6 protein-coding genes are annotated in these 12,372 nt (G+C 70.7%); 3 read left to right on the top strand and 3 right to left on the bottom strand.

The window, feature by feature from the left end; all coding sequences use genetic code 11:
- Window positions 1-129: 129 nt before the first annotated feature.
- The 3 genes from ACZ6R6_RS40095 to ACZ6R6_RS40085 all read left to right on the top strand — a co-directional run bounded on the left by ACZ6R6_RS40095 (window position 130) and on the right by ACZ6R6_RS40085 (window position 6,758).
- A complete protein-coding gene (locus tag ACZ6R6_RS40095; protein WP_470102163.1) occupies window positions 130-3,393 on the top strand; it encodes a non-ribosomal peptide synthetase in 3,264 nt (1,087 codons plus the stop codon).
- A 37-nt stretch (window positions 3,394-3,430) separates the two neighbouring features.
- On the top strand, window positions 3,431-5,068 hold the full coding sequence (cmdF, locus tag ACZ6R6_RS40090; RefSeq protein WP_470102162.1) for a tyrosine 2,3-aminomutase: 1,638 nt from the start codon (window positions 3,431-3,433) through the stop codon (window positions 5,066-5,068).
- A gap of 199 nt (window positions 5,069-5,267) precedes the next feature.
- The gene (locus tag ACZ6R6_RS40085) at window positions 5,268-6,758 is read left to right on the top strand and encodes a tryptophan 7-halogenase (protein ID WP_470102161.1); all 1,491 of its coding nucleotides are present in this window, start codon (window positions 5,268-5,270) and stop codon (window positions 6,756-6,758) included.
- Window positions 6,759-6,832: 74 nt separating this feature from the next.
- Here the strand turns inward: ACZ6R6_RS40085 and ACZ6R6_RS40080 are convergent, their stop codons facing one another.
- From ACZ6R6_RS40080 to ACZ6R6_RS40070, 3 genes are all read right to left on the bottom strand, one after another.
- On the bottom strand, window positions 6,833-8,437 hold the full coding sequence (locus ACZ6R6_RS40080) for an MFS transporter (protein ID WP_470102160.1): 1,605 nt from the start codon (window positions 8,435-8,437) through the stop codon (window positions 6,833-6,835).
- 200 nt (window positions 8,438-8,637) lie between these two features.
- Entirely contained in the window at window positions 8,638-10,239 is a 1,602-nt protein-coding gene (locus ACZ6R6_RS40075; RefSeq protein ID WP_470102159.1) for an MFS transporter, read from the bottom strand.
- A 620-nt stretch (window positions 10,240-10,859) separates the two neighbouring features.
- A complete protein-coding gene (locus tag ACZ6R6_RS40070) occupies window positions 10,860-12,254 on the bottom strand; it encodes an FAD-dependent oxidoreductase (protein ID WP_470102158.1) in 1,395 nt (464 codons plus the stop codon).
- Window positions 12,255-12,372: the final 118 nt, after the last annotated feature.

The following is a 12,372-nucleotide window of genomic DNA, read 5'->3' as shown; positions in this document are numbered from 1 at the left end:
CCCGCCGAGAACACGCTGCCGCGCCAGTGATCCGCGGTGCTGAACAGGTGCAAACGTCGCTCGGTTATCGCAATTCTTGAGAAGCTCCCGAACGCGTCTTGGCATGAGAATGCAGAGGTGGTGAATCATATGGTCGCGACTGACGTATTTTGTGCACGTGAGGTCGGTGCCAAGCACGCGGTGGCGTCCGATGCCCAAGACGGTTTATGGTTCCTGAGCCAGCTTATTCCAGATTCCACGGCCCATCATATAAACCGGGCATATCAGATAACGGGCGGCCTCCGGATCGGCGCGTTGCGCGCGGCCTGGCGGGCGGTGCTCCAGCGGCATGAGGCCCTGCGGACCACCCTGGTCGAGATCGACGGGCGGCTGGTGCAGCGGATCGCCGACGAAGGCGACAACCCGATGTCGTTCGTGGATCTCAGCGGGATGCCCCCACAGGACCGGGAGGCGCAGCTCGGCCGGTTCTGCGCGGACTGGGCCGACACGCCGTTCGACCTCGCCGTGGGAGCGCCGGTCCGGTCGGCCGTCGTGCGGCTGAGCGTCACCGAGCACGTTCTGCTGCTCGCGCTGCATCAGGCCGTCGCCGATGACCGGTCGGTGTCCATCCTGGTGGAGGATCTCTCCGCGGGCTACGCGGCGGAGGATGCCGGCCGGCCGGCCGCGCTGCCCGCCCTCGCCTCGCAGTACGCCGACTACGCGCGCGAGCAGCGCGCGCAGGAGAGCGCGCCGGAACTGCTGGAGTGGTGGATCGCGACGCTGACGCCGCCGCCGCCCTCGCTGGACCTGCCGACGGACCGGGCCCGCCCCGCGGAGCCGTCCTTCCACGGTGGTGTCGTGTCGTTCGACTGGGGCGAGGACTTCGGCCGTTCGCTGGCCGGACTGGCCCGGGCGGCGGGGACGAGCCCATGGGTCGTCCTGCTCGCGGGATTCCAGTGCCTGCTGCACCGCTACAGCGGCGAGGACCGCATCGCCGTGGGTGTGCCGGCGACGGTGCGGCCGGACTCCGGAGCCGAGGCGCTCATCGGCCCCTTCCACAACCTCCTGGTGCTCTGCGCCGACATCTCGCAGGCTCCCACCTTCCGCGAGCTGGTCGCCAGGGTGGCGCAACTGGCGGAGGGCGCCTCCGCCCACCGGCAGCTGCCCTTCGCCCGCCTGGTCCGGGCGCTGAAGGTCGACCGGGACCCCCGCCGGATCCCGCTCTGCGACGCCATGTTCGTGTCCCCGCAGGCGCCCGAGTCCGAGCTCCGGCTGGCCGGCGCCCAGGTGCGGCGCCGGCCGGTCGACGGCCGCGGGGCCAGAGCCGACCTCACGCTCACCGTGGACAGCACGCACTCCTCGGTCACCGGGTCCCTGGAGTACCGCGGCAGCCTGTTCGAGCGCTCATCCGCCCGCGCCATCCTCGATCAGCTCCACACGCTGCTGGCCGCGGCGCTGGCGGCGCCGGACCTGCCGGTGGGGGCGCTGCCCCTGGAGGATGAGGAGCGCATCCGGGCGGCCGTGGGCGAGGCCGACCGCATCACCGGCGCCGCCCCCGCCGAGTGGCCGGTGCACGAGCTGGTGCGCAGGCACGCCGAGCGGCATCCGGAGGCGGTCGCGATCGCCTGGCAGGGCACCACCGTCACCTATCGTGACCTGGTCGGGCAGGCGGCGTCGATCACCGCTTCCCTGCGGGCGCTCGGCGCCGTCGAGGGCGAGGCCGTCGCGGTGCGGCTACCGCGGGGAGCCCGCCAGATCGCCGCCCTGCTCGGGGTGCTCGGCGCCGGTGCGCACCTGGTCTGGTTCGGCAGGGCCGACGCCGGGGAACGGGGCAAGGCGGTGCTGCAGGACCTGCGGCCCACCTGCCTCGTGCTCGACGAGGAGACGGCAGGCGACGAGCTGAGCACCTGGTACCGGGACGAGCTCGGCGGCCGCATCCTGGACCTCTCGGTCCCGGACCGCTCCGAGGCCCCGCCGATCCCGCCGATCCCGCCGGGGAGCGGGCTGGGCGAATGGGCGTACGTCGCCTACACCTCGGGGTCGACCGGCAGGCCGAAGGGGATCTCGCAGACGCACGGCGCCTTCGCCCAGTTCGTCACCTGGCTGGCCGCGGAGTTCGGCATCGGTCCCGGTTCCCGGGTCGCACAGTGGGTGGCTCCGGAGCACGACCCGGCGCTGTGCGAGGTCTTCGCGACCCTCGTCTCGGGAGGGACGCTCTGTCCGGTCCCCGAGCGGATCAGGATGAACCCCGAGAAACTGGTCGACTGGCTCGCCGATGAGCAGATCACACTCATCGAGACGGTCCCCAGCTTCGCCAAGGAGATCCTCGCGCTGGTCACCGGCGAGGACTCGGCCGGGCGGCTCGCCGCGCTCGACCATCTCCTGCTGATGGGGGAGGCGCTGCCGGAGGAGTTGGCGAACGGGCTGCGCGCGGCCCTGCCCTTCACCCGGCTGATCAACGCCTACGGCCCCACCGAGACGATCGCGGCGACCTGGCACGAGATCAGCGGTCCCGTGCACGGGACGGTGCCGATCGGCCGCTCCATTCCCGGCCGGCAGGTCCTGGTGCTGGACGAGCTGGACCGGCCCTGTCCGGCGGGGGTCACCGGGGAGATCGTCATCCTCACCCCGTACGTCACGCCGGGCTACATCGGCGCCGGGGCCGGCGTCGGCCCGGCCTTCCTGCCGGTGCGCGGCCTGGAGGCTCCCGATGCCGGACCCGGCGGCTGTTACCGGACCGGGGATCTCGGGCGCAGGCGCTGGGACGGCCTGCTGGAGTTCCGCGGGCGCAAGGATTTCCAGGTCAAGCTCCTCGGCAACCGGGTGGAGCTCACCGACGTCGAAGCGGCGCTGGCCGCTCACGACTCGGTCACCGAGTGTGCGGTGGCCGCCCTCACCAACAAGGAGGGGCTGGTCACCCGCCTGATGGTCTATGTCGTGCCGCAGCGCACGCCGTCCGGGGACGCCGCGGGCTCCCCGGAGGTGTGGCGCGCTCACCTGCGCCGGCGGTTCGGCAAGCTGACGCTACCCGCGTCGTTCATGATCATGAACGATCGGCTCCCGCGCAACCTCGCCGGCAAGGTCGATCGACGCCGGCTCCCCGACCCGGGCCCGCTCCCGGCCAAGGACGCCCCGATGCCGCGCACCTGGGCGGAGAGGCGCATGGCGGAGATCTGGTCGGAGCTGCTGGGCACCGACCAGCTCAGCACCGAGGACACCCTCTTCGCGGTGGGCGGGCATTCCCTGCTGATACCCCTGCTGATCACGCTGATCCATGAGCGGTTCGGGGTCCAGCTGTCACTGCGGGAATGCTTCGCCAACCCCTCGCTGGCCGGTCTCTCCGCCCTGGTCGAGTCGGCAGTGAGGAGCAGTCCGACGACGACGTCCGACCCTGTGCCAAACGCAAGCCTTTGACGACAGCCGTTAGCAAGGCCATGAAGGAGTGAGGGAATTGACTCTAGTCGAGACCGAAGTGGTCAAGACCGAGGCGGTCCAGGTCGACGTGTCGGTTGACATCGACGGCGAGAGCCTGAATATCGCCGGTGTCCGGCGGATCGCCGAGGACCGGGCGCCCTGCAAGCTCACGCCGGGCGCCCTGGCCGCGGCCGCCAGGAGCCGGCAGGTCTTCGAGGACATCGCCCGCGAGGACATCCCCATCTACGGAGTCACCACCGGCTTCGGCGAGATGATCTACATGCTGGTGGGCACCGCCAAGGAGGTGGAGCTGCAGACCAATCTCGTCCGCAGCCACAGCGCCGGCGTGGGCCCGCTGTTCGCCGAGGACGAGGCCAGAGCGATCCTCGCCACCCGGCTGAACGCCCTGGCCAAGGGGTACTCCGCCGTGCGGCCGCAGGTGCTGGAGCGCCTGGCGCTCTACCTCAACCTGGGGATCATCCCGGCGATCCCGGAGATCGGCTCGCTCGGCGCCAGCGGCGACCTGGCACCGCTGGCGCACATCGCGAGCACGGTGATCGGTGAGGGCTACGTCCTGCGCGACGGCAAGCGGGTCAAGACCGCCGAGGTTCTCAGCGAGTTCGGCATCGAGCCGCTGGAGCTGCGTTTCAAGGAGGGGCTCGCGCTGATCAACGGCACGTCCGCGATGACCGGGCTGGGCTCCCTCGTCGTCGGCCGGGCCCTGACCCAGGTGCGGCAGGCCGAGATCGTCGCGGCGCTGGTGATCGAGACGCTGCAGGGCTCGACCAGTCCCTTCCGTCCCGAGGGGCACGACATCGCCCGCCCGCACGCCGGCCAGATCGACAGCGCCGCCAACATGCGCGAGCTGATGCGGGGCAGCGAGCTGACCGTGGAGCACGCCGACCTGCGCCAGCAGGTCCAGGAGAGCAGGCAGGACGGCCAGGCCGTGCAGCGGACGCCGCACTACCTGCAGAAGGCCTACTCGCTGCGGGCCATCCCGCAGGTTCTCGGGGCCGTCCGCGACACCCTCTACCACGCGGTGACGAAGCTGGAGATCGAACTCAACTCCTCCAACGACAACCCGCTGTTCTTCGAGGGGCAGGAGATCTTCCACGGCGCCAACTTCCACGGTCAGCCGATCGCGTTCGCGATGGACTTCGTGACGATCGCGCTCACCCAGCTCGGCGTCCTGTCCGAGCGGCGGACCAACCGGCTGCTGAACCGGCATCTCAGCTACGGCCTTCCGGAGTTCCTCGTCATGGGCGACCCCGGTCTCAACAGCGGATTCGCCGGTGCGCAGTACCCCGCGACGGCGCTGATAGCGGAGAACCGGACCATCGGCCCGGCCAGCACGCAGAGCGTGCCCTCCAACGGCGACAACCAGGACATCGTCAGCATGGGCCTGATCTCGGCGCGTAACGCGCGCAGGGTCCTGCAGAACAACGAGAAGATCCTCGCGGTGGAGTTCCTCGCCGCGGCCCAGGCGGTGGACGTCTCCGGGCGCTACGAGGGGCTGAGCCCGGCCGCCAAGGCGGTCTACGACAAGGTGCGCTCGCTGGTGCCGACGCTGGACCAGGACCGTTACATGGCCGACGACATCGAGACGGTGGCCGCGGCCCTGGCGCGCGGTGAGGTGCTCCAGGCCGTCGTGGACTGTGGCGTCGAGCTGCGCTGACCCCAGGCGCGGTCGGTCCTGAACTTCCATGTCCCATCGGCGCCCGGCCCACGGGCCGGGCCGGCGCCCCGGGGGACCGCCGGATCATCCGGCGGTCCCCCGGGGCCGGCCCGGTGCCGCCGGCGGCGAGGAGGCTGACGGGGAATCACCACACGTCCGCTCGGGCCGGGCGGCGTGCCTTGTGAAGGAGAACGTGAACGTGAGTGCTGAGAACGCCCTTGAATACGATGTCATCGTGGTCGGCGGCGGCCCCGCGGGCTCGACGACCGCGGCGCTCGTGGCGATGCAGGGACACAACGTCCTGCTCCTGGAGAAAGAACAGTTCCCCCGCTACCAGATCGGGGAGTCGTTGCTCCCCTCGACCGTGCACGGAATCTGCCAGCTCCTCGGGGTGTCGGAGGAGCTGCGGGAAGCCGGATTCATGCCCAAACGCGGCGGCACCTTCCGGTGGGGCAGCAACCCCGAGCCATGGACCTTCTCCTTCTCCATCTCCTCCAAGTTCACCACCGAGGCCTCAACCGCCTACCAGGTCGAACGGATGAAGTTCGACCAGATCCTCCTCGACAACGCCCGCCGCAAGGGCGTCGAGGTGCGCGAGCGGACATCGGTCACCGACGTCGTCGAGGACGGCGGACGGGTGTGCGGTGTGCACTTCACCGACGCCGACGGCGTGCGGCACATCGCCCGCAGCCGCTACCTCGTCGACGCCTCCGGGCACAAGAGCCGCATCCATCACAGGGTCGGCGGCAAACGGCTCTACTCGGAGTTCTTCCGCAACATCGCGCTGTTCGGCTACTACACCGGCGGCAAGCGACTGCCCGCCCCCAACCAGGGCAACATCCTGGCGGCGGCCTTCGACTCCGGGTGGTTCTGGTACATCCCGCTCACCGACGAGCTCACCAGCGTCGGCGCGGTCGTGCGCCAGGCCGAGCTCGAACGGGTCCAGGGCGACCGGGAGAAGGCACTGAGCAACCTGATCGACGAATGCCCGCTGATCGCCGAATATCTGGCCGACGCCCACCGCGTCACGGACGGGCCCTACGGCGAGATCCGCATCCGCAAGGACTACTCCTACAGCAAGGAGGCGTTCTGGCGGCCCGGCATGGTCCTGACCGGTGACGCGGCCTGCTTCATCGACCCGGTCTTCTCCTCCGGGGTGCACCTGGCCACCTACAGCGCCATGATGGCCGCCCGTTCCATCAACACCTCCCTGCGCGACCACACCCAGGAGAAGGCCGCCTTCGAGGAGTACGAGGCCCGCTACCGCAAGGAGTACGCGCTCTTCCACGATTTCCTCGTCGCCTTCTACGACATGCACCAGCACGAGGACTCCTACTTCTGGAACGCCAAGAAGGTCACCAACAACACCGCATCCGAGCTGGAGTCCTTCGTGGAGCTCGTCGGCGGCGGCGCCTCGAACGAGGGGGCGCTGATCGACGCCGGCTCCTATCTCACCGAGCGGGCCTCCGCCTTCGAGGAGCTGTCGCAGATCGTCCAGCGTCCGGTGCACGTCGAGGGAGAGGACCGCAACCTGCTGCAGGCCTCGCTGGCCCGCTCCGTCGTCAAGGCCGGCGCCCGGATCCAGGTGCAGGCCGTCATCGGTGAGAACGCCGACGAGCAGACCCCGGTGCGCCCGGGCGGTCTCATCCCCTCTCTTGACGGCATGCACTGGACGTGGCCGGCAGCCTGATCCCCCGCCCGGCCCCGGCCGGACCTCCACAGCGTGCGCACACAGCGTGCCGGCCGTCGGCCGGCACGCTCGTTTCAGTGGGCGGCTCCCTGTGGGACGGCACCGGCTGCCGTCTCGGGGGCGTCGCCAGGTTGGTCGGGGTGGTTGTGAGTGCTGGGGCGCACGTGCCGGAGCAGGGTCACGGCGAGGATCGCGACGCCGGCCAGGAGCACGGCGCTGAGGACCGCGACGGCGTGCAGCCCGCTGGTGAAGGCTTCACGGGCGGGGGCGAGCAGCGCCGCCTCGAGCCGGCCGGGCAGGTGCTGGGCCGCGGTCACGGCGCCGGCGAGCGTGTCACGGGCGGCCTGGGCGGCCGGGGCCGGTATGCCGGCGGGGATGGTGGCGGTGATGTGGTGACGGTACACGGCGGTGCCGACGCTGCCCAGTACGGCGATGCCCAGCGCGAAGCCGAACTCCGCGCTCGTCTCGTTCATGGCCGCCGCGGATCCGGCTCTGCCGGGCGGGGCGGATCCGACGACCAGGTTGGTGCCCAGGGTCAGCAGCGGGCCGGCGCCGAGGTTGCTGAGGGCGAAGCCCGCCGCCAGGACCGCGGGTCCGGAGGCCGCGCCGGCCCGGGTGAGCAGCAGCAGGCCGGCCACCGACACGGCCAGGCCGGCTCCGATGAGGTAGGCGGGGCGGATCCGGCGGGCCAGGAGCGGCGACAGCAGGAAGCTCGCGGTGTTCGCGGCGACGGTGGGGAGCATCCACAGTCCCGTCTGCAGGGGCGACAGGCCCTCGACCAGCTGGAGGTGCTGGGTGATGAACAGCATGATCGCACTGGTCAGCATGATGCCGAACAGCATCGTGCCCAGTGCGGCGCTGAAGGTGCGGTTGGCGAACAGACGCAGGTCCAGCAGCGGATCGGCCAGTTCACGCTGCCGGCGGGTGAAGACCGCGCCGACGGCGAGGCCGGCCACGACCGCGGCGACGGGCCACGGCTGCCAGCCGTTCCTGGCGAGCTCCTTGAGGCCGTAGATGATCGGCAGGGTCGCGGCCAGGGACAGCGCGACGCTGGCCAGGTCCAGCCGGCCGGCCTGCGGGGTGCGGTATTCGGGCAGCAGCAGCGGCCCGAGCACCAGCAGCAGCACCATGGCCGGCACCCCGATCAGGAACGCCGCGCCCCACCAGAAGGTCTCCAGCATCGCCCCGCCGACGATCGGGCCGATGGCGGCGCCGCCCATGAAGCAGGTCAGCCACACTCCGATGGCCAGGCCCCGCTGCCGGGGGTCGTGGAACATGTTGCTGATCAGTGCCAGGGTCGAGGGGGCCAGAGTCGCCCCGGCGACCCCGAGCAGCGCGCGGGCGGCGATCAGCATCTCCGGGGAGGTGGAGTAGGCGGCCAGCACCGAGGCGAGGCCGAACACGGCCGCGCCGCCCAGCAGCAGTCTGCGGCGGCCGATCCGGTCGCCGAGAGTGCCCATGGTGATCAGGAACCCGGCGAGCATGAACGCGTAGATGTCGGTGATCCACAGTTGCTGGGTGCTGCCGGCTCCCAGGTCCCTGCTCAGGTGCGGCAGCGCCAGCAGCATCACGAACACGTCGAGGGAGACCAGCAGCGTGGGCAGGGCCAGTACGGCCAGCCCGGTCCACTCCCGTCGCCCGGCCCGCGGTCCTGGCCCGGTCGTCCGGTCGGCGTCCATCAGGTCCTCCCGATTCCGGCCTCTCACAGGTGGGTCCGGGCAGGCGGCCCAGGCGGCGCCACCTGCCCGCGCCGGCATCCAGGACCGATGACGACAGGTTCCCGCCCCCCTTTTTTCCGGGAGCGGGAACCTGTCGTCGGTCCGGCCTGTCGGCACCTCGTCCGATGTGGCCCGCGGTGCCGTGCCGGCGGGTTCTCCGGTCAGCTGACGGTCTGGACCGTGTCGTCCTTGGACGGCTCGGTCTGTGCCGCCTCGCCCTGCGCCGGCGGCGCACCCGGTGCCCCGCTCATGGGGGGCAGGTGCCGCAGCCCGACGAACGTCAGGATGGCCAGGCCGATGTAGAGGACGCCGGTGACCGTGGTGACCGCGTGCAGCCCGCTGGTGAAGGCCTCACGAGCGGATTCGAGCAGGTCGGCGCCGACCGTGCCGGGCAGCTGCTGGGCAGTGGCCACGGCGCCGGCGACGCTCTCCTTGGCGGTCTGGGCGGCTCCGGCGGAGACCCCGGCGGGGATGACCACCTCGTTCCGGAAGACGATCGTGCCGACACTGCCCAGGACGGCGATGCCCAGCGCGACACCCAGCTCGCCGCCGGTCGACGACACCGACGACACCGATCCCGCCTTCTCCGGCGGGGCGGAGCTCATCAGCATGTACTGGGTCAGTCCTCCGACCGGGCTGCCGCCGATGTAGGCGATGATGAGGCCGATCATCAGGGTCGTGAACCCGCCCACGCTGCTGACCTGGGTGAGCACCAGCATGCCGATCGCGGCGATCACCATGCCGACCACCAGGACGAAGGCGGGACGGACCTTGCGGGCGATCTGCGGGGCGATCCCCATGCCGCCCACGGTCATCAGGATCGTCGGAGCGAGCATCCACGCGCCCGCCTGCAGCGGTGACAGTCCCTCGACCATCTGCATGTACAGCACGGCCGTCAGGCCGACCCCGCCCATGATGACGCCGATGGCGGTGGCGACGATCAGTCCTGTGCGGACCGCCTTGATGGAGAACAGGCTCAGGTCGAGCAGCGGGCTGGTCAGCCTGCGCTGGCGCACGATGAAGATCAGGGTGAACAGCGCACCGGCCACGAGGGCCGCGATGGCCGCCGGCTGCCAGCCGTTCCTGGCCACCTCCTTGAGGCCGTAGACGATCGGCAGGATGGAGGCGAAGGACAGGACCACGCTGATCAGGTCCAGCCGCCCGGCCTCCGGGGCTCGGAATTCGGGGAGGAAGAACGGGCCGAGCAGCAGCAGCAGCGCCATGATGGGCACGCCCATGATGAAGACCGACTGCCAGCCGAAGGAGCCGAGCAGGATTCCGCCGACCACCGGGCCGAGCACGACGCCGATCATGATGGAGCCGCCCCAGATGCCGTAGGCGGCGCCCAGTTGCGCGGGGTCCTTGAACATGTTGCTGATCAGCGCCATGACCGAGGGCATCACCGTGGCTCCGGCGATGCCGAGGAGCCCGCGCGAGAAGATCAGCATCTCGGGGGAGGTGGAGTAGGCGGCCAGCAGCGAGGCGACGATGAAGACCGCCGCGCCGCTCAGCAGCACCTTGCGGCGGCCGATCCGGTCGCCGAGGGTCCCCATGGTGATGAGGGATCCGGCGATCAGGAAGGCGTAGATGTCAGTGATCCACAGCTGCTCGGTGCCGGTGGCGCCCAGCTCGGTGGCCAGCTGGGGCAGCGCGAGGAACAGCACGCTGATGTCCACGGTCGTCAGCATGGTGGGCAAGGCCAGTACGACCAGGCCGATCCACTCCCGCCGCCCAGCCTTGGGCGGCGCGTCGACTGTCGTCATGTCTTGATCATCCTCTCGTCGTTGGTGCCGCAGGTCGCCGGAGCGGCTGGATATGGGGACGACGATGCGCTCGGATACTCATCGCCGTTCGGGCGGGGCACAGATCGCTCCCGCGTCGGGATCTCGGTCGTCAAACCGCGTCCTCCCTAAGGGCCAGGCGGAGATCGGAAGCCGCATTCCGTACAGCCCCGATCACGACATCGGCCCGCGCGAGGCAGTCGCGGAGCCGGTCGTCGGAGATCGTGCGGATCCGCGGTGTGAACGCGGGTCCCGCCTGGGCGACAGAATTCGTGCTACCTCCGATGCATGCCGTCCGCCTGTGGTGTCGATAGGCACGTTCCTTGCTCTGCCAGCGATGAGCGTGCTGACCCTCACCATGACCGTGGCAGTTGTGTCCGGGTCAGTGCATCTTCTAAATTGCTCTTTTGCCTTTGTCGCCGTGCGGGGCGATTACACTGGAACGCCGGTCCGGAATCGGCCGGGCCCGCAACCGCCGGAGAGAAATCACACAATGACGTGAATTGTGTTGATTCATATGTGGTGTCTATGCCTGTCCGGGCTCCGGGAATTTCACCCGTCCGTTCTTTTCCGCGGGCCGTCCGAGGCGGCCGGTCCGGTCGTCACGGGGTCGGCTGGGTCATCGTCTCGGCCGACCGCTCCCGCGCCAGCCAGGACTCGCCGGGGGAGGGCCGCAGGACGGCGTGCCGCAGGACGCGCAGGAGCATCGACGGGCGCATGAGGGCCTGCGGCGGGTCGATGAGACCGGCCACGCGCATGAATCCCTCGGTGACCTTGGCGTCCTTCGTCGCGGCGTACTGCACCCGCGCCATGTAGGCGTTGCCCGCCCGGACCTTCACCGTGCGCGGTCCCTCGACGCCGGGGAAGTCGAGGTCGCCGCCGGCGGAGATGTCCCACGGGGTGTCGATGACGCGGGCGACGTCGCCGAGGAAACGGAGCGGCTGCGGCGGGGTGCCCTGCCGCAGGTGCCGGCGGAGCACCATCGTCTCCAGCGCGGCGACGCTCATCCCCTGGCCGTAGACCGGGTTGAAGCTGCACACCGCGTCCCCCATGACCAGCAGACCGTCCGGGAAGCGGGTCAGCCGCTCGTAGCGGCGCCGCACGCTCGCCGGGAACCGGAACGACACCGCGTCGTCGAGCGGCTCGGCGTCGCGGACCGCCTCGTACACCTCCGGCACCGGGAGGGAGCGGACGAACTGGAGGAACGCCTCGGGCTCGGTCGGAGGGTGGTCGCCGAGGAGGCCGGTGAGCGACAGGATGCACAGGTCGCGGCCGACCTGGCCGAAGAAGGCGCCCCGGGGGTGGGCGGGGGAGGCCACCGGGTTGATGGACTGGACGCCGTCGAACCACTCCGGGCGCGTCCGGTAGTGCCGGGTCGTGTAGGCCAGGCCGACCTTCACCCGGTCCTCGGTGGGCCGCTGGTAGCCGAACTCCTCCAGCCAGGCGGGCGTGCGGGAGCCGCGGCCGGTGGCGTCGACCACCAGATCCGCCTCCAGCACCTCTTCGACGGCGTCCGCCGAGCGCCGCTGGACCCGCACGCCGGTGATCCGGTCGCGCGCCGCGGTGGTCACCAGTCCCACGATGTCGCACTGCTCCATGAACGTTACGTTGGGCAGGGCCGCCACCCGGGCACGGACGTGATGTTCCAGAACCGGCCGGGGCGCCGTCACGGAGACCAGCCCGGTCCGCGCGGGCTTCAGCCGCCGGGCGTTGAAATACCATCGCATCTCGCCGAGGTCGCCGGTGGGCACGCCGGCCGCGCTCAACTCCTCGGTGAAGCCCGGGAAGAGGGCTTCCAGGATCAGGTGACCGCGGGCGTGCAGCCCGTGGGCGTGGCGGGTGTGGGGCGCTCCCCGGCGCGGCCCGCGTACCCCGACCACCGTGTCGCGATCGACCACCAGAACTTCCCGGTACGCCTCGGCGAGCACCCGGGCGGCGAGAATCCCGGCCATGCTCCCGCCAAGTACCACAACGCGATCTCCGACCTGGCTGCTCATTGCGGTCACCTTTCTTAAAGACGGGTCAACGGACCCGACTTGGCGGCGGCCCGGTCGTCACCGAGGGCTCACCGGTCGCCCGTCCGCCTCGGCCGTGCCCACCGCGGCGGCGCGGCGC

It is taken from the genome of Streptosporangium sp. NPDC048886 (assembly GCF_055586905.1).
Note: the sequence above shows the minus strand (reverse complement) of the source record. Positions and strands in the feature narration are given on the sequence as shown.

Excerpts from the sequence above, each read along its gene's own strand:
- ACZ6R6_RS40095 (WP_470102163.1), top strand. The coding sequence starts at position 130 with ATGGTCGCGACTGACGTATTTTGTGCACGTGAGGTCGGTGCCAAGCAC.
- ACZ6R6_RS40080 (WP_470102160.1), bottom strand. The coding sequence starts at position 8,437 with ATGGACGCCGACCGGACGACCGGGCCAGGACCGCGGGCCGGGCGACGG.
- ACZ6R6_RS40075 (WP_470102159.1), bottom strand. The coding sequence starts at position 10,239 with ATGACGACAGTCGACGCGCCGCCCAAGGCTGGGCGGCGGGAGTGGATC.
- ACZ6R6_RS40070 (WP_470102158.1), bottom strand. The coding sequence starts at position 12,254 with ATGAGCAGCCAGGTCGGAGATCGCGTTGTGGTACTTGGCGGGAGCATG.